22 protein-coding genes, 1 pseudogene and 1 riboswitch are annotated in these 23,709 nt (G+C 45.0%); of the genes and pseudogenes, 5 read left to right on the forward strand and 18 right to left on the reverse strand.

Annotated features, from left to right (window positions below):
* The first annotated feature begins 38 nt into the window (after positions 1-38).
* Positions 39-911 carry an AraC family transcriptional regulator gene (locus J1C77_RS10050; RefSeq protein WP_002923218.1) on the forward strand — a complete coding sequence of 291 codons (873 nt, stop codon included), beginning with the start codon at positions 39-41 and terminating at the stop codon, positions 909-911.
* 120 nt (positions 912-1,031) lie between these two features.
* On the opposite strand, the gene J1C77_RS10055 is transcribed toward J1C77_RS10050, so the two are convergent.
* The 9 genes from J1C77_RS10055 to J1C77_RS10095 form a co-directional block, all read right to left on the reverse strand.
* Positions 1,032-1,703 carry a hypothetical protein gene (locus J1C77_RS10055; protein ID WP_002923217.1) on the reverse strand — a complete coding sequence of 224 codons (672 nt, stop codon included), beginning with the start codon at positions 1,701-1,703 and terminating at the stop codon, positions 1,032-1,034.
* Positions 1,704-1,792: 89 nt separating this feature from the next.
* Complete coding sequence (locus tag J1C77_RS10060; protein ID WP_087941946.1) at positions 1,793-1,993, reverse strand: RhtB family transporter; 201 nt, start codon at positions 1,991-1,993, stop codon at positions 1,793-1,795.
* Positions 1,994-2,176: 183 nt separating this feature from the next.
* The gene (locus J1C77_RS10065) at positions 2,177-3,559 is read right to left on the reverse strand and encodes a CapA family protein (RefSeq protein ID WP_002923215.1); all 1,383 of its coding nucleotides are present in this window, start codon (positions 3,557-3,559) and stop codon (positions 2,177-2,179) included.
* Between the two features lie 216 nt (positions 3,560-3,775).
* Complete coding sequence (locus J1C77_RS10070; RefSeq protein WP_002923214.1) at positions 3,776-5,047, reverse strand: TRZ/ATZ family protein; 1,272 nt, start codon at positions 5,045-5,047, stop codon at positions 3,776-3,778.
* Between the two features lie 137 nt (positions 5,048-5,184).
* A complete protein-coding gene (locus J1C77_RS10075; protein WP_002898357.1) occupies positions 5,185-5,877 on the reverse strand; it encodes a methionine ABC transporter permease in 693 nt (230 codons plus the stop codon).
* The gene (locus J1C77_RS10080; protein ID WP_002923210.1) at positions 5,877-6,944 is read right to left on the reverse strand and encodes a methionine ABC transporter ATP-binding protein; all 1,068 of its coding nucleotides are present in this window, start codon (positions 6,942-6,944) and stop codon (positions 5,877-5,879) included. The genes J1C77_RS10075 and J1C77_RS10080 overlap by 1 nt, the downstream gene beginning before the upstream one ends.
* A 249-nt stretch (positions 6,945-7,193) precedes the next feature.
* Positions 7,194-8,066, reverse strand: a complete 873-nt coding sequence (locus tag J1C77_RS10085; protein ID WP_002923209.1) for a MetQ/NlpA family ABC transporter substrate-binding protein — start codon at positions 8,064-8,066, stop codon at positions 7,194-7,196.
* Between the two features lie 158 nt (positions 8,067-8,224).
* A complete protein-coding gene (gene msrB / locus J1C77_RS10090; protein ID WP_002923206.1) occupies positions 8,225-9,160 on the reverse strand; it encodes a peptide-methionine (R)-S-oxide reductase MsrB in 936 nt (311 codons plus the stop codon).
* 166 nt (positions 9,161-9,326) lie between these two features.
* Complete coding sequence (locus J1C77_RS10095) at positions 9,327-10,262, reverse strand: dihydroorotate oxidase (RefSeq protein WP_002923204.1); 936 nt, start codon at positions 10,260-10,262, stop codon at positions 9,327-9,329.
* A gap of 352 nt (positions 10,263-10,614) precedes the next feature.
* Here J1C77_RS10095 and gdhA point away from each other — a divergent pair, with 352 nt between their 5' ends.
* From gdhA to J1C77_RS10110, 3 genes and pseudogenes are all read left to right on the forward strand, one after another.
* Positions 10,615-11,961 carry an NADP-specific glutamate dehydrogenase gene (gdhA, locus tag J1C77_RS10100; RefSeq protein ID WP_002903761.1) on the forward strand — a complete coding sequence of 449 codons (1,347 nt, stop codon included), beginning with the start codon at positions 10,615-10,617 and terminating at the stop codon, positions 11,959-11,961.
* Between the two features lie 31 nt (positions 11,962-11,992).
* The gene (locus tag J1C77_RS10105) at positions 11,993-12,478 is read left to right on the forward strand and encodes a GNAT family N-acetyltransferase (protein WP_002923200.1); all 486 of its coding nucleotides are present in this window, start codon (positions 11,993-11,995) and stop codon (positions 12,476-12,478) included.
* Between the two features lie 15 nt (positions 12,479-12,493).
* Positions 12,494-12,631 (forward strand): annotated as a pseudogene (locus tag J1C77_RS10110) (NADP oxidoreductase); the annotation flags it as partial.
* 50 nt (positions 12,632-12,681) lie between these two features.
* Here the strand turns inward: J1C77_RS10110 and J1C77_RS10115 are convergent.
* The 4 genes from J1C77_RS10115 to J1C77_RS10130 form a co-directional block, all read right to left on the reverse strand.
* Positions 12,682-13,050 carry an EXLDI protein gene (locus J1C77_RS10115; protein ID WP_002923197.1) on the reverse strand — a complete coding sequence of 123 codons (369 nt, stop codon included), beginning with the start codon at positions 13,048-13,050 and terminating at the stop codon, positions 12,682-12,684.
* A 62-nt stretch (positions 13,051-13,112) separates the two neighbouring features.
* Complete coding sequence (locus tag J1C77_RS10120; protein ID WP_002923194.1) at positions 13,113-14,015, reverse strand: DUF2268 domain-containing protein; 903 nt, start codon at positions 14,013-14,015, stop codon at positions 13,113-13,115.
* A 174-nt stretch (positions 14,016-14,189) separates the two neighbouring features.
* Positions 14,190-14,819 (reverse strand): DUF4352 domain-containing protein, encoded by a 630-nt coding sequence (locus tag J1C77_RS10125; RefSeq protein WP_002923188.1) that lies wholly within the window; start codon positions 14,817-14,819, stop codon positions 14,190-14,192.
* A gap of 21 nt (positions 14,820-14,840) precedes the next feature.
* The gene (locus tag J1C77_RS10130) at positions 14,841-15,704 is read right to left on the reverse strand and encodes a mechanosensitive ion channel family protein (protein WP_002923186.1); all 864 of its coding nucleotides are present in this window, start codon (positions 15,702-15,704) and stop codon (positions 14,841-14,843) included.
* 143 nt (positions 15,705-15,847) lie between these two features.
* Here J1C77_RS10130 and sstT point away from each other — a divergent pair, with 143 nt between their 5' ends.
* Positions 15,848-17,053 (forward strand): serine/threonine transporter SstT, encoded by a 1,206-nt coding sequence (gene sstT / locus J1C77_RS10135; RefSeq protein WP_002923183.1) that lies wholly within the window; start codon positions 15,848-15,850, stop codon positions 17,051-17,053.
* 65 nt (positions 17,054-17,118) lie between these two features.
* Here the strand turns inward: sstT and J1C77_RS10140 are convergent, their stop codons facing one another.
* From J1C77_RS10140 to J1C77_RS10160, 5 genes are all read right to left on the reverse strand, one after another.
* Complete coding sequence (locus J1C77_RS10140; protein WP_002923181.1) at positions 17,119-18,456, reverse strand: alanine/glycine:cation symporter family protein; 1,338 nt, start codon at positions 18,454-18,456, stop codon at positions 17,119-17,121.
* Positions 18,457-18,541: 85 nt separating this feature from the next.
* Positions 18,542-18,634: riboswitch (glycine riboswitch) on the reverse strand.
* A 165-nt stretch (positions 18,635-18,799) separates the two neighbouring features.
* On the reverse strand, positions 18,800-19,114 hold the full coding sequence (trxA, locus tag J1C77_RS10145) for a thioredoxin (protein ID WP_002898369.1): 315 nt from the start codon (positions 19,112-19,114) through the stop codon (positions 18,800-18,802).
* Between the two features lie 84 nt (positions 19,115-19,198).
* Complete coding sequence (locus J1C77_RS10150; RefSeq protein WP_002923180.1) at positions 19,199-20,617, reverse strand: C69 family dipeptidase; 1,419 nt, start codon at positions 20,615-20,617, stop codon at positions 19,199-19,201.
* 100 nt (positions 20,618-20,717) lie between these two features.
* Positions 20,718-21,362, reverse strand: a complete 645-nt coding sequence (locus tag J1C77_RS10155) for a GNAT family N-acetyltransferase (RefSeq protein WP_002923178.1) — start codon at positions 21,360-21,362, stop codon at positions 20,718-20,720.
* Between the two features lie 10 nt (positions 21,363-21,372).
* Entirely contained in the window at positions 21,373-23,706 is a 2,334-nt protein-coding gene (locus J1C77_RS10160) for an endonuclease MutS2 (protein ID WP_002923177.1), read from the reverse strand.
* Positions 23,707-23,709 lie beyond the last annotated feature (3 nt).

A 23,709-nucleotide genomic window follows, 5' to 3' on the forward strand; every position in this document is an offset into this window, starting at 1 on the left:
TCTTAATAAATTGTACTATTCTATGAAAGAGTGTCCCCATGATTGATTTAGGCCAACTACATAAAAATACCGTTTTTAAAAACCAAGGAACCCCTTATTCTCTGACCCGCACCATCACTGAGAATGGTCATCCAGATATTCTTTTCCACTGGCATACCGATGTTGAAATGATTTATGTCCACGAAGGAAAAGCACAATTTCATATTGACGACGACTACTTTAACAGCGAAAAAGGTGATATTATCCTGATTCGCCCCAATGCCTTGCACTCTATCCACCCCATCAACGACGAGCGCCATTATATGGACGCCATTAATTTCCATCTGGATCTGATGGGCTACTCTGCCATGGATCAGGCCAGCATCAACTATCTGCAGCCACTCTACAATGGTCAGTTGGACTTGACTCATGTGATCAAGCCCAATGATACAGCCTATACGGAGATTCGTCAGTGCCTCTTAGCAGCTATAGAAACAGGCTATTTCCGCAAATCTCACTACGAGTTTCAGCTCAAAGCCCAACTCAACCAGCTCTTCTACCTGCTCTTTGAGAACGGCTATGTCATTTCCAAAGACCTATCACCCGAAGGCTACCGCAAGGAAGAAAAAATTCGCTCCATCATTGACTACATCAATGCTCACTACCAAGAAGACCTGAATATTGACCAACTGGCTGGCATCTGCGGCTACAGCTCCACCCATTTCATGAACTTCTTCAAGAAGCATCTGGGCGTTTCCTGCATTGAGTACTTAATCCAATTCCGCCTGCGCAAGGCAGCCGAACTCCTGCAGCACTCCAACCTCTCTGTACTGGAAATCTCCAGCCAAGCAGGCTTTAATAACCTGTCCAACTTTAACCGCCAGTTCAAAAAATACTACCAAATGACACCAAGCCAGTATCGGAAGAAATGAAGCTCTAAAATAGAAAATAAAAAACGAATACCTGCTAATCAAAATAAGCTAGAGGGTATTCGTTTTTTGTAATGCTAATATTATAAGAAGTATTGAAACAGCAACATGTTTTGTAAGATATTATTCTAGATCTCGGTCCCTGCCTTCTGAGCCATAGACTCTGTGATAGGCTTTGACATAAAAAGATATGGGTTTATCTGATTCGTTTTGGACAGTGATATCTTGATCACTGTCGCTTACACTAAAAACAAACGCTCTATTTTGGGTAAAGTTGACATCAATGCTATAGTTTTCGTTAAACTCAACACCTAAATCGGATAAAGCCTGTTCGTTTGGGATTGTTATCCCCCCATACTTTTCATTATAGTAGTGAACAGACTTTTTTTCTGCATCATAGATATACTCATTTTCATCTATCTGCTCTCTCAAATAAGAATCGTATATTCTAATTTTCCCATCTGTTTTATCTTTAAATTTTAAAACACTGACTCCTGAACCCTTTATTAGGTCAAGATAAGGCTTTTTAATCTTTACATAAACAGCTTCGCCTGGCTTTAATTTTACTAATTGGTAAGAGCCACCATGATCTTCTTCGCCAAAATAAACCAGATTCCAAATCAAGGTTCCCAAAAAGAGTAGACTAATCACTTTCCCATAAAAACTTTTGTAGAAAGGTTTCTTTATACAAATATAAACTATCCATGAAACGATAAAAACAACAAAGATAAACAAGAGTGGTAAAAAGTGAATTAAAAAGTCTATTAAAAGAAAAAGTTGTTCAAAAAAATGCATATTTCGTCTTTCTTTAATACTCGATCAATATTTAGCTTCAACAAACAAGGATAAAGCTAGTCCCTATCATTTCATTTGGACTGTTCTCCTTACGACCTCATCGTTTTTATACTAGCAAGTTCAGCAGAAGATTGAGGAGCCCTAACCAAAAGATAGCTAGCAACAAATTGCGCCCCTGCTTTTCTTTGAAGAAATTTCTCCGCAAAAACAGGCAGAAAATCATCAAAACCAGGGAGCACACTAGCAACAAAAACAAGATAAACATAGGTATAAGATACAAAAGTAGCCACAAACCAAAATGCATTTCATTTTCTTTCCAATCAAATAAGTCAAAATAATAGACAAGCTCGAAAACGGTCAGTTCCATTCATTAACAGTTCTATAATCCTTTTTATTATAACAAAGTCCTCAATTTTAAAACAGCAAAAACCAGATTGGCAAATCCAATCCGGCTAAACTCATATTCAAGTAATTTATTGCCCCGGCCAATTCAGTCCAACATGAGAATTCATTTCCTGATAGGCGGTATCAATCCGTGCTCTGGTTTCTTGATCCAGTTTGTCTCGATACTTGCCACCTTCGACAAAGTCGTCCAAAATCCAAGTCTGATAAGTGTATAAAGGAAGACCGTCTGCTGAAGTAGCGCCCTTTTCAACTCGGCTGACCCAGCTCGGATGAGCCTGAGCACTTTTTATCTGCGTGCCCTTTGGTGTCTTTTCAATGGTAACATCCATCAGCACTCCGCGCTCGGTCCAATGAGCATTTTCAATCTCCTCCATGGTTTCGATGCGCTGATTGGAAATGAAATTCCCCATAGAATACATGATCAGCTTCTTCTGGCCATCTTTCTCTAAAATCTCAGCTGGCTCAACCACATGCGGATGCCCTCCAAAGACGATATCTGCTCCCCAGTCGACCATTTTATGGTAAAGAGTCATCTGCTCCTCTGTCGGCTCCAGCTGGTACTCTACCCCCATCTGAGGCATAACAACCGTGATGTCCGCTTCCTTTTCTGCCCGCTCAATCTCGGCCCGCATCTTTTCTTCATCCAGATCGGACAGGCGATTGTCATAGTCTTCCTGACTGAGCAGCCCTTCCATGCCATTATAACCATAGGAGTAAGCCAGCAGTGCAATCTTAATGCCTTTAAGTTTCTTTATCAAGAGCGGTGCCTGACTGCGGCTTTCATGCGGATAAACACCGATGGGAGTGATTCCCTCTTTTTCAAAAGCCTGAGCTGTAGTGAAAACTCCCTCCAAGCCAGAGTCTAAAATGTGGTTATGAGCCAGGTCCATCACCTGATAGCCAGCATCCTTGATTGCTGGAACTACGGCTTCTGGAGCATTAAAAAGCGGATAGCCATTCAAGGGATAGTCCGGCCGAATCGTGCCTTCAAAGTCCCCTAAGACCAAATCTCCCTGCCGAAGCCATTCCTTAGCATATTGGAAATTCTCAGAAAAATCATAAGTGCCATCTTCTTTCTGAGCGCTCAGATAGAGGCCGTCGTGATAAAGCAAATCCCCAGTCGCCATGATACGAACCGTCTGATTCTGAGAGGAATCTGACTGCTGCTCTTTCTTACTAGGAGACAGAAAGGTAAAATCCTGCACATGCTCTGACAGCAGAATTAAGCCAGCTGACAGCCCTACTACGGTCAAAAGCACTCCGACAAACTGGCGATTGCTAAGCTGTTTTTTAAAGATTTTGGGACGAGGAAGCGGCAACTTCTTAATCCAATCCCGCCAAGCATGGTAGGCATCTGTCAGGAGAGTATGTTCCGCAGCAAAACCCGATATCTTTTTCCAAAGTTCCTGAAAAAAACTCTGAATCTTCTCCCAAAGAATTTTTTTATCCATCGCATCTCTCCGCTTTTTCTTACTTGATAATAGTACATCAATATTTACTATATTGTACTATTTTTACCGCCAAAAGAAAAGCAAAGCAAAAAACAGGATCGGGGAGAAGCATGCTACAATCTCCAAATTGCGGCATGCTTCCACCATTCTCCTGCTTCATTTTCTATTTTTTCAAATCTAAGAGCCGATCACCGAGCTGAAACTCGGCTTTCATTCTTACACAAAACTCCCTACATCAACGGTCAGCACTTGGCCATTTCGGACAACCTGCTGCCCTGCAATGTAGACATCCTGAACATCGCTGCCCTTGACTGCGTATACTAGATGAGACAGCATATTTTCCAAAGGATAGAGATGAAGTCGTCCCTTAGGCTGAATGACAATGAAATCGGCTTGCTTGCCCGCTTCCAGACTACCGATTTTGTTATCCAATCCCAACGCCTTGGCTCCTTCAATAGTCAAAGCTTTCAAGGCCTGCTCAATCGTAAACTGGGCTGCATCGCCTGCCCGCATCTTCTGAAGGAGAGCAGCTGTCCGGCCTTCTTCAAACATGTCCAGATTATTATTGGAAGCGACAGAGTCTGTCGCTAAGCCAACGGTCACCCCAGCGGCTAGTAAGTCGGTCACCGGAGCTACACCGGAAGCCAGCTTGAGGTTGCTGATAGGATTGTGGGCGATGCTGACTGGTGAAGCCGCCAAATCCGCAATCTCTGACGGATTCAGTTCAACTCCGTGAGCAAAAATGGCTGGCTGCTCCAAGTAACCCAAACCCTTTAAGAAAGCCAGAGGCCGTTTGCCATAGCGCTCCAGTATGATTTTATTTTCATCCTGTGTCTCCGCCACATGGATATGAAGCTTCAAATCCAGTTCACGCGCTAGCTCAAGACTGCCCTTGAGCAACTCTTCGTCACAGGCATAAGGCGAATGAGGCGCCACCATAACCTGAAAATCTTCATCGTCATAGGAGAGGATTTTCTCAATAATGGTCCGAGTACGATCCAGAGTCTCTTCTGCTGTTTCCGACTCTGAGCTAAAGAGGGTTGGTGAGAAATAGCAGCGCATACCAGACTTATGCACAGCCTGATAAACCCGGTCAATCTCCACTCCCTGAGGATTATACATGTCGTTAAAAGTCGTTGTCCCTGACAGCAGCATTTCAGCCAGAGCCAGCTGGACAGCCTCGGTCGTTAGATCCGCTGTGAACTGGCTTTCTGCTGGCCAGATATAGCCCTCCAACCACTCATGCAGATTGCTGTCATCACGAATCCCGCGCAGCAAGGTCATGGCCGAGTGAGTATGACAGTTGACCAGCCCTGGCATAATCCAAGCACCTTCATAATCTACTCTTTCACTGCACTTCCCTAGCCAGTTTTCATCATAGGGACCACAGTAGGCAATGCGGTCGTCCTCAACCACTAGCAGCCCTTCCCGGTAAACATGAAATGCGCTGTCACAGGTCACCATATTGACATTTGTATAAGCTTTCATCCGCTATATCCTCACTTTCCCAATAATTGGCTTCAAGAGATTTTAGATATTATAACAAGCCTAATCTAATTGCGCAAGTCTTTTTATACAATTATGACATTAAAAAGAGCCCCAGCTGAGGCCCTAGTTGTCAATCATTATCTATGACTAATCTTCCGTGTCAGGAAATCCCCAACAAACTGAATAAAGAAGATGAGCAGCAAAATAAGAATAGTCGCAAGAATGGTCACATCATGGTTGAAACGCTGATAACCATAAGTCAGAGCAACATTTCCCAGTCCACCAGCTCCAATCGCTCCGGCCATAGCGGTCTCACCAACCAGAGAAATGAGCGTAACAGTCGTCACCCGAATCAAGTCCGGCAGACCTTCCCGCAAGTAAACACCGACAATGTCCCAGAAGGTTGCTCCACTAGCCTGCGCCGCCTCAATGACTCCTCGGTCTAGTTCGGATAAGACCACCTGAACCTGACGGGCAAAGAAAGGAAAAACAGCCAGCGAAAGAGGCACCAAGGCCGCAGTCGGTCCAATCCCAGTTCCCACAATAATCCGAGTAAAAGGATTGATGAGGGCTAGGAGAATGATGAACGGAATAGCCCGGAAGATAGAGGTAACCTTGTCCAAGACGAAAAAGACAAGTCTATTTTCCAAAATACCTCTCGGCCCTGTCAAGACGAGCAAGAGACCAGCGATAAAGCCTAGAATCCCTCCGATAAAGAAAGGAATGATAGTCATATACAGAGTCAGGTAAATAGCTGTTCCCCAGCCAGCCTGCCCAGACCAGCCCATTCTATAAACATTGGGCATAAATTGTTGAATCAGCTGTAGCATTAGTTACTCCCTTCTTTCAGAACATGCAGCTCTACTCCTGCTTCGCGCAGACTTTCCTGCACCGCCGCCAGTTGCTTGGTCTCTCCAGATAAGATAACGACCATTTCTCCGACCGGTACATGATCTAAAATCTCAATATTAGCGTGAAGAATATTGGCAGATATGTGATACTGCTTGTAAATGTCGTTTATAATGGCTGTGTCTGTCACCACACCTGAGTATTTCAGGTGGGCCAGAATGGAATTTTCCGGTAGGTTTTGCACAATCTTTTGCTGGTTGATTTTGATCATGGCCTCATTGATACCCGTTGCGGTCGTAATGAAGTCTTGGGTCAGCTCATTCTTGGGATTAGAGAAAATATCCAGAACTGAGCCTTCCTCAATCAGCCGACCATTCTGCATGACTGCTACCCGATTGGCAATGTCCTTGACAATCTGCATTTCGTGGGTAATGAGGACAATAGTCAGGCCCAATTTTTGATTCAAATCCTGCAATAAAGCCAGAATCTGCTTGGTGGTCTTAGGATCCAGAGCAGATGTAGACTCGTCCGAGATTAGGATTTTGGGATCATTGGCCAAGGCCCGTGCAATAGCCACCCGCTGCTTTTGACCACCAGACAGCTGGGCAGGATAATTATCTGCCCGATCCGCTAAGCCTACCAAGTCCAAAAGCGTATGAACTTTTTTCTCTTTTTCAGCAGCTGATAAAGGAGAATGCTTGAGCGCAAAGGCAACATTTTCCTTGGCGGTCATCTGTGCCATGAGGTTAAAATGCTGGAAAATCATCCCGATATCCTTACGCTTTTGGCGCAACTGAGCTGCAGTAAGCTGAACCTGATGATGATCATAGAAAACCGTATCATCCACCGTAATCTTACCAGCAGACGGCACCTGCAGCAAGTTAATGACACGGACCAGAGTAGACTTCCCAGCACCAGAATAACCTACAATCCCATAAATATCACCCTGATTAATATGAATGGTCACATCTTCTACGGCCTTAATGTCTTGCTTTTTTTGATTAAAAACGACATCAATGTGATCCAATTTGATAATTTCTTTGCCCATAATTTCCGATTCACTCCTTGATTTGTCCAATATGATATTTAGCCACTATAACCTTTTAGTTTGATTTCCGCCTGTCATTTGACCTAAGGAACTGATAAGTCGCGTGCTACAATCTGTACCAACCTAGCTCAAAGCTAGATAATGATCAAACTAAATGACCATAATAGCAGATAAAGGGCTGGAGAAGCTAATCTCCGCCCTTCTTAATCATTTCATTTATTCAATACAATGACTTTCTGCTGGTAAAAATTACCACACCGGCTGATCCATACCATCTGATGATTCTTCGATAACTTTTTTCACTTCATCAGTATGGTAAGCCTTGATAATTTTTTCAATTGCGTCAGCCTTGTCTGATTTCTTCCAATCTGGTTTTGCTGCAATCAGGTTATACCATTGTTTTGAGTTTTCATTGGCTTCTTCTTTGAAGAGGGCCTTCTTGTAGTCAATGCCTGCTTCGCGGACGAAAGTATTATTGACAACTGCAGCATCTGCTGAAGTCAGAGAAGCTGGTGTTTGAGAAGCATCCAACTCAGAAATTGTCAGATTCTTCTTGTTTTCTTTGATGTTGGCAACAGTCGCAAGTTCCTTACCTTTAACATCAAGCTTGATCAAACCAGCTGATTCGAGAAGATAAAGAGCACGGCTCTCATTTGTCGCATCATTTGGAACAGCAATTGTACCATTTTCTGGGATGTCTTTCACATCTGTATATTTATTTTTGCCGTCCTTTGTACCAGAGTAGAGACGAATAGGAGCGATATAGGTATCCGCAACAGACACAAGGTCTGCCCCCTTCTCTTTGTTCCAGTTTTCAAGGAAGTTGTAATGTTGGAAAGCGTTGATATCCACATCACCGTCAAGCAGAGCTTGGTTAGGTTGAGAGTAGTCGGTAAACTGTGTATACTCTAATTTAACGCCTGCATTTTCTTTGTCAAGAATCTCTTGAACCTTGTTCCAGCGCGCTTCTTCTGTATCACTCAGGCTCATCACTCCAACCTTGACGGTTACAGGTCCGTCTGCTGACTTGTTCTCCTTACTAGAAGAACCTCCACAAGCTGCCAAACCTAAGGCTGCAAGGCCTACTAAGCCGATTGAAAAGATTTTTTTCAAATTCATCATTTATTCTCCTTTAATGAATAAAATTCTAAATCTTCTATTTTATAAGATTACTTCTCATTTTACCATGTTCAAGGAGACTTGGCTTATATAAATAATTTATCACCGTGATAAAAAATTTATATGACTGATTGAAGCATTTGAGTTGATTTTATGCCCTTTTACTGCATGAAGGTCAGCAGATAGCCATATCCTTCTGCTTCCATTTTTTCTTTTGGAATAAATCGCAGAGCTGCTGAGTTGATACAGTAGCGAAGACCACCTGCTGCTTCTGGACCGTCTGTGAAGACATGGCCCAGATGGGCGTTGCCAGAACGGCTGCGCACTTCGATCCGCTCCATGCCATGACTCTTGTCTTCATAGTATTTTAGAACATCTCTGGCAATAGGTCGGCTAAAGCTAGGCCAGCCGCAACCAGACTCAAACTTGTCACCGGCAAAAAAGAGAGGCTCACCAGTCGTCACATCAACATAAATTCCTTCTTCAAAAGTGGCATTGTAGACATTATGGAAAGGACGCTCTGTCGCACTATGCTGGGTCACCTGATACTGCTCTTCCGTCAGCTGCTCTTTTAGTTCCACATCTGTAGGCTTCTCGTATTGGCCTGGATCGACCAAGGGCTGATAGGCATCATTGACATTGATATGGCAGTAGCCACCAGAATTTTTCTTGAGATAATCCTGATGATAGTCCTCAGCTAGGACATAGTGGCGCAAAGGTTCTAGCTCAACAGCAATCTTTTGTCCCAGCTGCTTTTCCTGCTCAGCAAAGACCTGCTCAATGACCGCCTTATCGGCTTGATCCGTATAGTAAACGCCCGTCCGATACTGACGCCCCACATCATTTCCCTGCTTATTGACCGACAGAGGATCAATAACTCGGAAATAATAGAGCAGGATTTCCCGCAGGCTGACTCGCTTTTCATCATAGATTAGATGAACTGTTTCTGCATGGTCCGTCTGGTGAATCAGCTGGTAGTTGGTTGTTTCTACTTGTCCATTGGCGTAGCCCACTGTCGTTTCCTCCACACCCTCAATGCGAGAAAAGTACTCTTCCAATCCCCAGAAGCATCCGCCTGCTAAATAAATTTCTGCCATAAAAACACCTCATTTCTTTGCGTCTATTTTCTCATAAAAGGAGTCGAAATTATAGCAATTTGATTAGAACTTTCTTCAAAATAATATGAAAAAGCTAGGTTTCAATACTTCTCAACCCAGCTATGATCTTCATTTCAAATAACAACAACTCTTGTATAGAAGATTACTACTCAATATACTTCAATTTTCCTCGGAAATCTTCCAGGCTTTCATAGCCTTTCTCTTCCATAATAGCCTTGAGTTCTGTGGTGATGCGTTCGAAGGCTGCCACTCCTTCTTTATGAAGGGTTGTTCCTACTTGCACCATACTGGCACCACAGAGGATATGCTCAAAGGCATCGCGGCCCGTCAGGACACCACCAGTTCCGATGATTTGGATTTCTGGTTTAAGGCGTCGGTAAAATGCATGGACATTGGCCAGAGCAGTCGGCTTGATGTACTGACCTCCGATACCTCCAAAACCATTTTTCGGACGAATGACCACTGACTCATCTTCTATATAAAGGCCATTCCCGACAGAGTTTACACAATTGACAAACTTGAGCGGATATTTGTTAAAAATCGCAGCGGCTTGGTCAAAATGCACGATGTCAAAATAAGGAGGCAGCTTGATACCCAGCGGCTTGGTGAAATAAGCAAAAACCTCTGACAAGATCTTTTCCGTCGTTTCAAAGTCATAAGCAATCTGTGGCTTGCCAGGGACATTGGGGCAGGAGAGATTGAGCTCAGTAATGCCTTTAAAGTCACTTGCCTGCACTTTCTGAAGAATGGTGTGGGTTTCTTCTGGCGACATACCGACCAAAGAGAGGAAGAAAGTCCGATTTGGCTCGCTTTCCTGAAGTTCCAGCAGGTAGTCAAGATAGTAGTCTAAACCATTGTTAGGCAAGCCCATGGAGTTGATAGAGCCAAGCGGAACATCCTGATAGCGCGGTTCTGGGTTTCCCTGACGAAATTCCAGCGTTGCCGTCTTGGTCACAAATGTTCCCGCAGCAGAATCTTTGACTTCTGCCAGTTCCTCTTTTGTCATGCAGGCAACACCAGCTGCATTCATCAGGCAGTTGTCAAATGCAAAACCAGCAATCTGTGTAGATGTCGAAACCATAGTAAAACGCTCCTTTTTCTTCTGAAGGCGAGTGCCTTTAGCTCATTTCCTCTATTATATCACCAAACTCCGCTTTTTCGTTTTTTAAACCAGCAATTCCTGACTAACGTTCGGAAAACATCCAGTTCGCTCAGCTATTTTCTGGAAGATTTCAGAAAACAAATTGTGGAAATTTTTAGAAAATTCAACTTTTTTCTTTACAAGAGAAAAAAAGTCTGCTATAATGTTCCATGTAATAAAATATGACATCTAAAAGATGCCTGTTTTAAAAATTTAAACACATCCTCGTCACACAAGCTGTAAGTAGCTTCCGGCAGGATGGTTTACTATTTTATTTAAAGGAGAATGACAGATGACAACTGCTAAAGAATATATCCAAAGCACTTTCGAGACCGTAAAAGCCCGCAACGGACACGAGGCAGAATTCCTCCAAGCTGTTGAAGAGTTTCTCAATACTCTGGAGCCCGTTTTCGAAAAACACCCAGAATACATTGAAGAAAACATCCTAGCGCGTATTACTGAGCCTGAGCGCGTTATCAGCTTCCGTGTTCCTTGGGTAGACCGCGAAGGCAACGTACAAGTCAATCGTGGTTACCGCGTACAATTTAACTCAGCAGTTGGCCCTTATAAAGGCGGACTTCGTTTCCACCCAACTGTAAACCAAGGGATCTTGAAATTCCTCGGATTTGAGCAAATCTTTAAAAATGTTTTGACTGGCCTGCCAATCGGCGGTGGTAAAGGCGGATCTGACTTTGATCCCAAAGGTAAGACTGATGCTGAAGTGATGCGCTTCTGCCAAAGCTTTATGACAGAATTGCAAAAACACATCGGCCCATCCCTTGACGTTCCAGCTGGTGATATCGGTGTCGGTGGACGTGAAATCGGCTACCTCTATGGCCAATACAAACGCCTTAACCAATTCGACGCTGGTGTCTTGACTGGTAAACCCCTTGGATTTGGCGGCAGCTTAATCCGTCCAGAAGCAACTGGTTACGGCTTGGTTTACTACACCGAAGAAATGCTCAAGGCTAACGGTCAAAGCTTTGCTGGCAAGAAGGTGGTTATTTCCGGTTCTGGTAACGTAGCCCAATACGCTCTTCAAAAAGCAACTGAGCTTGGTGCAACTGTTATCTCTGTATCTGACTCAAACGGCTATGTTATCGATGAAAACGGTATTGACTTTGATCTTTTGGTTGATGTCAAAGAAAAACGCCGCGCTCGCTTGACAGAATATGCTGCTGAAAAAGCAACTGCTACTTACCATGAAGGTTCTGTCTGGACTTACGCTGAGAAATATGACATCGCTCTGCCATGTGCGACACAAAATGAAATCAATGGCGAAGCTGCCAAACGTTTGGTTGCTCAAGGCGTTATCTGTGTATCTGAAGGTGCCAACATGCCGAGCGATCTGGATGCTATCGCAGTCTACAAAGAGAACGGTATCTTCTACGGACCTGCCAAAGCTGCCAATGCTGGTGGTGTAGCAGTATCCGCTCTGGAAATGAGCCAAAACAGCCTTCGTATGTCATGGACTCGCGAAGAAGTTGACGGCCGTCTCAAAGACATCATGACAAATATCTTCAACACAGCTAAAGCAACTGCTGAAACATACGGACTTGGTACTGACTACCTTGCAGGAGCAAATATCGCCGCCTTCGAAAACGTAGCCAATGCTATGATTGCGCAAGGTATTGTTTAACTAATCGATACATCCTATCGGAGGACAAATCATGAACTTGCGGCCAATGGAAGTGAGAGACAATCCAGCTATAGCGCAGCTCATTCGAGCCAGCCTAGAAGAATTCGGGCTTGACAAACCAGGAACTGTCTACTTTGATTCTCATCTAGATTATTTGGCCGACTATTATCAACATCAAGAGAGGGCAGCTTACTTTGTTCTGGAAGATGAAGGACAGCTCGTTGGCTGTGGCGGCTTTGCACCTGTGTCTGATAAGATTGCTGAATTACAAAAACTGTATGTCACTAAAAACAGTCGTGGCAAGGGGTATTCCAGTCGGCTGATAAAGCAGATATTCCAGGAAGCCCGTCTAGCAGGTTATGAACAGCTTTATCTAGAAACCACTACTGAACTGGCTACAGCCGTGGCCGTCTATCAACACTATGGTTTTACATCACTGCAACAACCACTTTCTAACGCTGCCGGCCACCCAGCTATGAATATCTGGATGATAAAATCCCTCTCATCAGATGAATAGATGTCAGTATACTCTGGCCGCCTCAAGGACATCATGACTAACATCTTCAACACAGCTGAAACTTACGGACTTGGCAAAGACTACCTGGCTAGTGCTAATATCCCTGTCTTCGAAAGCGTAGCCAATGCTATGATTGCGCAAGGTATTGTTTAAGCACTATCAAACTAGAATAAATCCGACTGCTTTTATAAGCAGTCGGACTTTTATATATCTAATTTTTCAAAAAATTTGCCTGCTGACTGCTTTTCTTTTAGCTTCTCTATCAGCTCATTCTCCAGGAAAGGACTTAGTTCGTCAAAATCTTGGCAAACCTTAAAAACAGTCTCTCTGTCCAACTGGCCATAAGTTAGTTCATAATAGTCCTTATTATGATGCCAGTTCTGGTCATAGTTGACATCTGTCCGTTGATAGTAAACAATGTTTTGCTTCGGAGTCAGGTAAAGCTTCTGCGTCAGAATGCTTTTCTGATCTTTGGACAGCTTGCTGCGGCTGAAAATCTTAACACCTTGAAAAATTTTGCGCTCATGGATACCTTGATTTGTGACTTTCAATTCTACTCTTTTATAATGCATACTGATACCTCCAGAAATCACCTACATTATATCAAGTTTTGGCAGATTTTCAAGCAAAAGTGTCATTTCCAAAAGTCTTTAGTAGCTTCTAAAATCTCTTCAGTCGGTGTTACTGTGGCCTCAATAATGCTCTTACCAGTCTTTTTCAGATAAGCTTGTATCAGATGATAGCCATAAGCATAGCCTGCAGCATAAGGCATTCCAACTGGTATTTGACCTTGTATTTCTGCAATTTCATCACCATAGAGGTAAGGAGCCATTTCCGCCATCCCCGTTAGCTGAAGCTGACTGGAGATGATGGGCTTAATCTCTTCTAACTGCTCGGAACTAGTTGAAGTGACCCAAGGTCCGATGAGATCTTTGCCATAGAGTTCAGCAGCAAAAGACTCTGCCAATCCTTCACTGACTACCCAGTCTGCTAGTGTCGTCTGCTGGTTCCATTTGATAAATTGGAAGCGGACATTGTGATTGCACTCGTGGGCTAATGCCGCCTGCACACGTGGCAAAGTATAGTCATTTGGTAGTAGACTAAGCATGAGGTAGCCTGGAATTCCTCCATCTCCGCTGTAACCCTTATTGAGCTGTAGCATGGTTTTTTCAGGATTTCCCAATAATATAGTAAAATGGTAATCCTCAACCTCTAAATCATAGCCAGCCTGCTCAAAAAGACCGATACTCCTCTTGATGGTATCTTGACAATTTTGCCAGAGTTGATCAGAGCTCAGAGCGTCGATAGCCGGTCTATCCTTTTCTGATAGAGTTGCAGGGATCTGATTCATAAAACCAAGCAGGAACAGAGCATCAAATCCTCCGGGATACTTCGCTTTCAGAGGAATGTGCTGTGTTTGATATTTTGTTGCAAAAGGTGCTAAAATCTTAGCCCGAAAACAACCTTCTCTCTTTTCTAAAGGCAGCTCGAGCATCTCTTGATAAACTTTATCAGAACGAATGATATTGACTTGCATGGTAATCTCCTTTTCTAATTTTCACCAGTATACACCCTCCCCTAAGGTCATAGTCAAGAAAAAGATTTGAAACTTTTGTCCCAAATCCTCTTTCATCTATAACATTTGCTGCCTCCAATTTCAAATCTGGGTGCGGAAAGTAGCAAAGGTATTAGAGTAATAGGATAATTTTCCCTACTGCTCCTTCTTTTTCTCTTGCTTTGGCTTGCTTTTCTCCTTTTGCCACTTAGCATTATCGTAGGTCACGGTATAGGCATCCTCATCACCGCCTTCCCCGTCAAATACCAAGTCAAAGCGGATAGACTTGTCTGGCGCCAGATTGGTGCCGATTTGTGTATTGTCAAAGGTTGAGCCGTCCAAAATATAGACATTCTCCTTCTTGTCATAGAGTCCAAAGTCATAAGGACTGACCAGAATGGGCTTTTTAGAAGTGTTTTCAACCGTGATAGTCGCAACGACAGCTACTCCTGTTGACTCATCGCTCATAACTCTCTTGCTATCTTCCACTGCCGAATGAACTGTCACCTTGAGTCCGCTGGAAAATTCAACTGTTTTCTCAAAAGCATGGCTGGAATAGGTCTCTAAAGGCGAGTTATGGTAGCCTGTGAGGGACTTGAGATGGTCATTTTCCTCCATAAGGCCAATCGTGGTGATGACGAGGAGAATGCTGAGCAAGGCCAGAAGAAAGATGATAATACCCGACACCAGAGCTGCCCAAAAGAGACCCTGCTTGTGGAGAGGACGTTTTAAACGGTAAACAAGATTGTCCTCGCTGACAATCTCCTGCTGAATTCGCTGATTCATATGGACCTTTCTAATCAATAATTACTTGCCTTTTGAAAGCGGTCCGAGCGTCGGAAGCTCAATCCCCTCTCGCAAAAGCGCCTCATGGTAAAGACGGTAGAAGATATGGTAAATGGAAACCTGCATGCCTCCCTGCACTATCATACTGATACGGAAGTTGAACTGGCCATTTGAAGCCATCTGCGGCCCCAAGATATTCGGTTCCTTGAGAATCTCTGGATGTTCTGGCACTGCTTCTTCATTAACCTTGGAAATAATGCGGTAAATCTCGTCTAAATCCGTCTGGGCATAGAGCGGAATATCAATCAAGACCCGCATGTCTCCACGGGAAAGATTGCTGACGACCATGATATTGCGGTTTGGCACAAAATGAAGCGTTCCATCTGCGTCCCGTACCTGCGTCGTCCGAATCCCGACACTGATTACTGTTCCAGCGATGTTGATAGGACCGTTAGTCAGGCGGACATTGTCACCGACATCTAACTGTCGCTCGAGAAGAATAAAGAAGCCATTGACTAGATCCGACAGGAAGCCCTGAGCTCCCATACCGATCGCCACACCGGCAATCCCCGCACCAGCCAAAAGACTGGAAACCGGCAGTCCCAAGATGGATAAAACCCAGTAAATCAAGAGGAAATACAAGACATAATTAAGCAGATTCTCAATCAGCCGAGTAATGGTTTTCTGTCTGGCTACATCCTGCTTGGATAGCTTGAGAGAGGGAGCAATGATCTTGGTCACTGTCAAATGCAGGATTTTCTTAACGATGTAAAATAAGATAAAAAGCAGAAGTAAAGAGACCAGCTTGGAAAAAAGGTCATCTGCAATCTTGCTCCAGTCAAACTGCTGGATATAACGGGAAAAGACATTTCCGGTCTTAGACATAGGCTACCTCCAAAAAGATTACTACCATTATACCACAAAGACCACACAGCGCGGACATAGAATGGTTAACCCGACCTAGCATTGCTTTCGCCCCCTTTCTATCGTATAATAAAATAAGTATCTAAGACAAGAAAGGAACTTACATGGTCCATCGCTTCATCACTATTTGGAATAAAACCAATCTAATCAAGCGGATTTCCATCGGTATTAGCTTTGGTGTCCTGCTGGCTGTCGTCTTCCCCCAAGCACAAGCCATCGGACTTCTGGGCCAAATCTTCGTTGGCGGCCTCAAGGCTATCGCTCCGCTCCTAGTCTTCGCTCTGGTGGCAAACGCCCTGTCGCAGCAGCAAAAAGGGCAAAAGAGCAATATGAAAACAGTCATCTTGCTTTATCTTCTGGGAACCTTTGCGGCGGTCCTGGTCAACTTCTTCTTTCCCATTAGTATAGAGTTGGCTTCGTCCTCCCAAAAGTTTTCCCCACCAGATGGAATCGGACAAGTCCTCAGCAATCTTCTGCTTCAGCTGGTGGACAATCCCGTCAACGCCCTCATCACCGCTAACTACATTGGTATCCTGTCCTGGGCTGTCATCTTTGGAATTGCCATGCGAGAAGCTAGCCACCACAGTAAGGAACTGCTGCAGACCTTGGCAGATATCACTTCTAAGATTGTCGAGTGGATTATCAATCTAGCCCCTCTCGGTATTCTAGGCCTGGTCTACACGACCATTTCCGGCAAGGGCTTCCAGGCTCTAAAAAGCTATGGTATCCTGCTGCTGGTCTTGATAGCTAGTATGCTGATTGTCGCTCTGATTATCAATCCTTTAATTACCTTTATCATGCTGCGAAAAAATCCTTATCCCTTGGTCTGGCGCTGTTTACGAGTCAGTGGCGTGACTGCCTTTTTCACACGCAGCTCTGCGGCAAACATCCCCGTCAACATGCAACTCTGTCGGGATCTGGGGCTCAATCCAGAGACCTACTCAGTCTCTATTCCTCTGGGGGCCACTATCAATATGGCAGGGGCTGCCATCACTATCAACACCCTGACCTTGGCTGCTGTCAATACGCTGGGTATCCGGGTTGACTTTGGCACAGCTCTCGTTCTCAGTATTGTAGCGGCAATTTCTGCCTGCGGAGCTTCCGGTGTAGCTGGCGGGTCTCTTCTGCTCATTCCGGTCGCCTGCAGCCTCTTTGGGATTTCCAATGATTTGGCCATGCAGGTAGTCAGCGTCGGCTTCGTTATCGGTGTCATTCAGGACTCCTGCGAGACCGCCCTCAACTCTTCTACTGATGTCTTCTTTACAGCTGTGGCCGAGATGAGCAGCTGGCCAAAAGAAAAACGCTATTAATTTCGACAAAAAACCTCTAGACTTCCATCATTACGGAAAGCTAGAGGCTTTTTTATGTGCGAAAATTAGTTCTTTCGATGCTTGTCAAAGTATTTCTTTGTTTCACTGATAACAATAGGAGAAAGTGCTAGGAGAGCAATTAAGTTTGGCAAGGCCATGAGAGCATTGACAATATCTGCAATAATCCAGACCGCCTCTAGACCCACAAAGCCACCGAGGACAATCATAAGGACAAAGAGCAGACGATAAACGCGGATATAGCGAACCCCAAAGAGAAATTCAAAACAGCGCTCACCATAGTAGTTCCAGCCCAAGATAGTCGTAAAGGCAAACAGAACTAGAAAGACTGAAAGCAGAACCGGACCAAAATTAGCAAAAACACTCGCAAAGGCTGCCTGAGTCAGAGACACACCATTGAGATTGACATCCCAGACTCCTGTGATTAAAATCGTCAATCCTGTCAGACTACAGATAATCAGGGTGTCGATAAAGGTTCCGGTCATGGAAATCAAGCCCTGTTCTACCGGTTCCTTAGTCCGAGCTGCCGCCGCTGCAATGGGTGCTGATCCCAAGCCAGATTCATTGGAAAAAACTCCACGCGCGACCCCATTTTGAATTGCCATCTGAATGGTGGCACCGGCAAAGCCACCGACAGCAGCCGTCTGACTAAAAGCTGAGCTAAAGACTAGCTGGAGAGTCGGCAGCAATCGATCTAGATTGACCGCTAAGACAGTCACAGTCCCCAAGATATAAATCGCTGCCATAAAGGGCACAACCTTGGTCGACACTCGAGCAATAGACTGGATGCCGCTGAAAATAACCAGAGCCACCAAAATAGCCAAGATAGAAGCTGTCACAGCTGGAGGCAGCTGAATGGTATTCTGCATGGCCTCTGTGATGGAATTGACCTGCGTAAAGGTCCCAATCCCCAAGAGAGCCACCAAGATACCAGCTATCGCGAAAAAGATGGCCAGCGGGCGCCACTTCTCGCCCATCCCTAGTAAGATATAGTGCATGGGACCGCCCGCCATAGCACCATGAGCATCCTTGCGCCGGTACTTGATAGCTAAGAGGCCCTCGGCATACTTCGTCGCCATCCCAAAGAAAGCAGCTACCCACATCCAGAAGAGGGCCCCCGGTCCACCGGTTTTAATGGCAGTTGCCACTCCGATAATATTTCCCGTTCCCACAGTCGCAGCCAGAGCCGTACAGAGAGCCGCAAAGCTCGAGACATCGCCCTGATGCTCCTCGTCCGATACAAAGATTAAGCGAAAGGCACGAGGAAGTCGAAAAATCTGCAGCAAGCCCAGACGTAAACTGAGATAAATACCGGTACCAACCAGCAAAATGAGCAGGGGCGGACCCCAAACTAAAGAATCCAGACGATTCAATATTTCCAACATGATATAAGCTCCTTTTCACACCGAGAAAAAGAAAGAGCACATGCAAAACATGTACTCTGGATGTGCTGGAGTAGGGAAATCCCTGCCTCTTAGCTCTGTCCTTTTACCTGAGAGTTTGAGCGGTTCTAAACCGCCTTGCCCCTTCGGTGCCATTCATGGTCTCTCCAGAGTTCCGTCCATTTCACAGTCAGAAGCGCCGCCTCTTTCTGAAAAACTTCGTTCGGTGTTGATTATTAATTTTCTATTATTCTAAAAGAACATTCGCCTTTTGTCAATATTTTATGAAAATTTTTAAGGATGTAAACGTTTTTTGATACAAAAAAGAAGCCCAGAGGCTTCTTGCTTAGCTTAATTCGGCGATAATAGCCTTGAGCTGGTCTTTGGTATGAACACCTGCGACTTGCTTAACGACTTGACCGTCTTTCTTGAACAGAAGGGTCGGAATAGACATAATGCCAAATTCGCGGGCAGTATTCGGATTTTCATCCACATCCATTTTAAGGATTTTTAATTCGTCCTCATGAACTTCCCCTGCCAACTGCTCCAAGATAGGCGCCTGCATACGGCATGGACCGCACCAAGTTGCCCAAAAGTCAATCAGAACCAATCCGTCTTTTGTTTCTTCTGCGAATGTTGCATCTGTAACTGCTGCTACCATAAATCTTCTCCTTTAAATAGCTTACTTTTGATAACATTTTACACCAAAAGCTAGAGAAAGAAAAATATTTGCTACGGGTAGCCCTTAGTCGCTCAGTGAGAAATGATTGGTCATGAGATTGCTGGCATCCAAGAGAACTTTCTCCAAGAGCTGATCTGTCGCTTCTTGCACCTTGTCGCTCATGGCTTGATTTTCAGCTTCAAAGTCCACAGCCTCGCCCTTGGCCAGGGCTCTATCTACCCGACCAATCATTTCATGACCCCAGGCCATAGTCTTTTCCTGATAATCATCCAAGTCTCCGACATGACTGCTAAAATGAGCATCAGCCAGCCCAGCAATCAAGCGATTGGCCCAATAGAAAGAATCTGTCGAAACCTTGTCCGTCGTATTGGCAAAGTAGTCTGGTGTTGTCGAGACTTGAGTAAAGAAAGGAACGGCTGTATTGTAAGGCATAGAGCCATAGGATAGCCACTGGATCCCCGTCGTTTCCTGGGGTTGATTAGAACGAAGTTGTAAGATAGCTGTCTGACTGGTCCGATTGATCCCAATAGTCCGAAAGGCCCGTCTGCTGTGGTGGTCCCCCTCTGCTCCGTAAGGATCATAAGGTGAATCCTGATAGTGACTGCTCAGGACATACTTGACATCTTCGATCGTAATCTTGCGGTATGGCTTGCGGCACCATGGGATGAAGAAGCTCCTTGGATCTTGCTCCACTTCTGGATTGAGAAAACGCTGGATATCCCAAGCACGCGGTGTATTGTAATGACGGTCCTTATCCTTCTGGCTGCCAAAAGCATAGCGTGGATTGAAACCCTCGTCCGAGTAATTCAGATTGAGATGGTTTTCCTTGATAAAGTTTTGGAGATTTGGATGACAGAGGAAGTGCTCAGGATTGTCAAATTCAAAATAATCACTACCCAGCTGATTTGGATTGGTCACATAGGCATCATCTGGCACGCGCCGCGCCATCCAATGATGCCCACCGATGGTTTCCAGCCACCAGATTTCATTGACATCTGAAATGGCAATCCCATTGGACTCATAAGTGCCGTATTCTTCTAAGATTTTCCCTAGACGAAGAACCCCTTCACGAGCCGTTTTGATATAAGGAAGAACCAGCGTAAGGATATCTTCCTCGCTGATACCTGACTCTACCAAAGGATCAGCCCCCAGCACGCGGCTATTGGTCGTAATTGTTTCCGTCGCGCTGACAGCAACATTATAACTGTTAATCCCAGCAGCTCCCCAAATACCATCTTTGGGAATTGCGTCTGGCACTGCTGTATAGCGGACTGGATTGTCCGGCAAATCCATCTCAAAGGACGTTAAAACAGACTGATAATGGCAGGGTTGGTCTTGTGGCTCCACTACGACAAATTTCTTGGGCGTAAAGACCCCGTTTTGTGAATCCTCTGTACGAGCCACAATGGTTGAACCGTCGTAACTGGCCTTCTTTCCCACTAAAATAGTCGTGCAGGAATCTGAAGCATGTTTTAATCTCATTATTTACCCTCCGAAACACTTTATGCTGCTTACATTATAGCAAAAAGCAGGCCCTCATAAAAGAACCTGCTGTTATCTCTTCGCTGAAACTTCCAATGCCCTATTCGATTTTCAAGACATAGGTATGCTCTTTGTAAAGCTCATCAATATCAAAATGCTCTAAATCTTCTTTCCTCGAGACAATATAATGTCCTTCTCTTTGATAATAGCCTAAAGAATTTCCCGACTTATCTGTCAGACAGATTATCCGCTGCTTAGTATCAACGCTGAAAGAAAATGGTGTTTGATCTTTGGGGCGTCCGACAACTAAATAATCTTGACAAATCAGCTTGCCGCCCCACTTCTGATAGAGGTGATTTGCCTGTTCTCCGTCTCTGGTGAAGATGATCAAGGCCTCAACTTTCTTTTCATGCAGCTGCTCTCGAGCAGTTTGAAAGAGTTGACTGGCTATCCCTTGATTCTGAAAATCAGGATGGACAGCCAGATTAGCGAAGTAAGCTATCTTTTCTCCCGGATAATATGTATAAGAATGACTTGCTTCTTCGGTGTAAATCCCAATATCTAGAAGCCCCACAACCTGATCATCTTCCACTGCTATGAGCTCAATCGAATCTTGGTAAGGTTCTTCGGTAAACTCATCCTTGCTGCGACTCATATCATCAAAGAAAGGCGAAAAGAGATAACTCAAAGCCTTTGTATAAACCCAACTTTTCTCATAAGTCGAGTCATAGGTTTGTATTTTCATTTCTAGCCTCTTACTTAAAGATCACAATCGTTGCACCGCTGCCGCCAGCATTTTGCGGAGCATAGCCGAAGGACTTGATGTGCTTGTTGCGGCGGAGGTATTTTGTCACCCCTTCACGGATGACCCCGGTCCCGATACCGTGGATAATATCCACCTGAGCCATGTTATTGAGGAGGGCCTGATCGATAAAGGCATCCAGCTCTTCCATGGCCTCTTCGTAGCGCTTGCCGCGCAGATCCAGTCTGGCTTTCGGTCCAGCAGTATTAGCCCGCTTGACCACATTGACCTGCTTGCGCTTAGGCTGCTGCTCCTTTTCAGCCTTGAGTAAGTTAAACTCCTGCTCTTCTAGAGTCATCTTGATAAGACCGACCTGAGCTTCCCAACGGCCGTCCTTGAGTTGCTTGACCAAGGTTCCACGCTGACCATAGCTGGTGACTAGGATATCATCTCCCACCTTGGGTGCCCGATTTTTCTTGGTCTGCTTGAGCACCTTATTCTTTGATAAATCAACCGTTTCTGGTGCCAACTTTTTAAGCTGAGCCTTGGCTTCAATAATCTCATGCGGTTTAAGGCTGGACTTATCATGGAGATTTTTGAGAATGCTCTCACTCTCTGACAAAGCCAAATCAACGATTTCCTGAGCTTCCAATCGCGCCTTATTGAGCTCGGTTTCCTTTTCTCGGTTAAATTCATTATATAGCTTTTTGAGAGCTCGGTTAAATTTGAGATTTTCCTGCTCCACCTCGCGAATCTTATCCAAGCGCTTGCGGCTTTCCAGCGTCTGCTCCTCTAAGCGCTCAATAATCCGATTGACATCGCTGTCTGTGTCAGTCTGCTCTTGGGCATGGCCAACGATAACTTCCGACAAACCCAAACGCCGAGCGATTTCAAAGGCATTGGAGCGGCCAGGCACTCCCTGCATAAAGCGATAGGTCGGCCTTAAACTATCTGTATCAAATTCCATGCTGGCATTTTCCACCCAGTCCGTCTCAATCCCATAGGCTTTGAGCTCAGGATAGTGGGTCGTCGCCATGGTTTTAATCTGCCTTAGCCGCAAGTCTTCCAAGATAGCAATAGCCAGAGCTGCTCCCTCCTGCGGGTCAGTTCCAGCTCCCAGCTCATCCAGCAGAACCAGACTCTCGCTATCAACCTGCTCTAAAATAGAGACGATATTAGTCATGTGACTGGAGAAAGTCGACAAACTCTGCTCAATGGACTGCTCATCACCAATGTCTGCAAAAATCTGACTGAAAATCCCGACGCGACTCCCCTTGTCCGCCAGAATCGGCAGACCTGACTGGGCCATGATCTGAGCCAAGCCCAAGGTCTTCAGCATGATGGTCTTACCACCGGTATTAGGCCCGGTAATGACAATCTCTGTCAAGTCTGGCCCAAAATGCAAATCATTAGCCACTGCATTTTCAATCAGGGGATGGCGGACACTGAGCAGTTGGATATCCTGCTCCTCCGACAGGTCTGGCACCACCGCTCCCGTCTCCTGCATGAAGCGGACCTTAGCACGCACCAGATCCAGATGTCCGATAATCCAAGCATTGTTGGCAATTTCAGCTGCATGGGGACGGAAGAGGTCTGATAATTCCTGCAAAATCCGCTGAATTTCATAACGCTCGTCCGCCCGACTGCTGGCAATTTCTTCGTTGAGATTGACAACTGCTCTAGGCTCGATATAGACGGTATTGCCGCTGGCAGAAATATCGTGAACCACACCAGAAATGCGGTTGCGGTAGGTATTTTTCACGGGCAGCACATTGCGGCCATTCCGGCTGGCTACTACCTGATCCGCCAGCATCTCTCCCTTGTTTTTGAGAATCTCTTGCAGAATTTCCCGCACCTGGTTTTCATTTTCTTGAATTTTCCGACGGATGCGGCTCAAACTTTCGCTGGCAAAGCTTTCGATAAAGCCGCCATCATTCACAGCCTGCAGACTTCCTTGCAGCTTAGGGAAAATAACTAGGTTCTCAAACAGACGATCCAGCTTTTCCAAGTGCACATTTTCCAAGTCATCATAAAAAGACTTGAGCTCCTGAGTCACAGCCAAGACGCGCTTGAGAGCCAAAAACTCCTCAATATTCAAGTCGCTTTCCAGCTCCAAACGCTTGGTCAAGGCAGTGATATCCTGAGTCGCAGCCAGACTAAAGTGGGGATGCTGCACAAAAATCTGCTGCATATCTGTCATTTCCAGAAAAGCTGAGGCCACCGTCTCCTTCTTGCTGGTAGGCAAAAGCAGACCCAGCTCCAGCTGCCCCTGTTCAGTCAAAAGATAGGGAGCAAAAAGTTCTTTAATCTTGTTAAATTCTAAGGTTTCTAAAATTTTTGTGTTCATAAT

Origin of the sequence: Streptococcus sanguinis, from assembly GCF_050223295.1 — a bacterium.
Taxonomy (GTDB): Bacteria; Bacillota; Bacilli; order Lactobacillales; family Streptococcaceae; genus Streptococcus; species Streptococcus sanguinis_X.

Excerpts from the sequence above, each read along its gene's own strand:
- J1C77_RS10130 (WP_002923186.1), bottom strand. The coding sequence starts at position 15,704 with ATGTCTAAGACCGGAAATGTCTTTTCCCGTTATATCCAGCAGTTTGAC.
- msrB (WP_002923206.1), bottom strand. The coding sequence starts at position 9,160 with ATGGCAGAAATTTATTTAGCAGGCGGATGCTTCTGGGGATTGGAAGAG.
- gdhA (WP_002903761.1), top strand. The coding sequence starts at position 10,615 with ATGACAACTGCTAAAGAATATATCCAAAGCACTTTCGAGACCGTAAAA.
- J1C77_RS10050 (WP_002923218.1), top strand. The coding sequence starts at position 39 with ATGATTGATTTAGGCCAACTACATAAAAATACCGTTTTTAAAAACCAA.
- trxA (WP_002898369.1), bottom strand. The coding sequence starts at position 19,114 with ATGGTAGCAGCAGTTACAGATGCAACATTCGCAGAAGAAACAAAAGAC.
- J1C77_RS10160 (WP_002923177.1), bottom strand. The coding sequence starts at position 23,706 with ATGAACACAAAAATTTTAGAAACCTTAGAATTTAACAAGATTAAAGAA.
- sstT (WP_002923183.1), top strand. The coding sequence starts at position 15,848 with ATGGTCCATCGCTTCATCACTATTTGGAATAAAACCAATCTAATCAAG.
- J1C77_RS10105 (WP_002923200.1), top strand. The coding sequence starts at position 11,993 with ATGAACTTGCGGCCAATGGAAGTGAGAGACAATCCAGCTATAGCGCAG.
- J1C77_RS10150 (WP_002923180.1), bottom strand. The coding sequence starts at position 20,617 with ATGAGATTAAAACATGCTTCAGATTCCTGCACGACTATTTTAGTGGGA.
- J1C77_RS10115 (WP_002923197.1), bottom strand. The coding sequence starts at position 13,050 with ATGCATTATAAAAGAGTAGAATTGAAAGTCACAAATCAAGGTATCCAT.
- J1C77_RS10055 (WP_002923217.1), bottom strand. The coding sequence starts at position 1,703 with ATGCATTTTTTTGAACAACTTTTTCTTTTAATAGACTTTTTAATTCAC.
- J1C77_RS10140 (WP_002923181.1), bottom strand. The coding sequence starts at position 18,456 with ATGTTGGAAATATTGAATCGTCTGGATTCTTTAGTTTGGGGTCCGCCC.
- J1C77_RS10095 (WP_002923204.1), bottom strand. The coding sequence starts at position 10,262 with ATGGTTTCGACATCTACACAGATTGCTGGTTTTGCATTTGACAACTGC.
- J1C77_RS10070 (WP_002923214.1), bottom strand. The coding sequence starts at position 5,047 with ATGAAAGCTTATACAAATGTCAATATGGTGACCTGTGACAGCGCATTT.
- J1C77_RS10085 (WP_002923209.1), bottom strand. The coding sequence starts at position 8,066 with ATGATGAATTTGAAAAAAATCTTTTCAATCGGCTTAGTAGGCCTTGCA.
- J1C77_RS10155 (WP_002923178.1), bottom strand. The coding sequence starts at position 21,362 with ATGAAAATACAAACCTATGACTCGACTTATGAGAAAAGTTGGGTTTAT.
- J1C77_RS10125 (WP_002923188.1), bottom strand. The coding sequence starts at position 14,819 with ATGAATCAGCGAATTCAGCAGGAGATTGTCAGCGAGGACAATCTTGTT.
- J1C77_RS10065 (WP_002923215.1), bottom strand. The coding sequence starts at position 3,559 with ATGGATAAAAAAATTCTTTGGGAGAAGATTCAGAGTTTTTTTCAGGAA.
- J1C77_RS10080 (WP_002923210.1), bottom strand. The coding sequence starts at position 6,944 with ATGGGCAAAGAAATTATCAAATTGGATCACATTGATGTCGTTTTTAAT.
- J1C77_RS10120 (WP_002923194.1), bottom strand. The coding sequence starts at position 14,015 with ATGCAAGTCAATATCATTCGTTCTGATAAAGTTTATCAAGAGATGCTC.
- J1C77_RS10075 (WP_002898357.1), bottom strand. The coding sequence starts at position 5,877 with ATGCTACAGCTGATTCAACAATTTATGCCCAATGTTTATAGAATGGGC.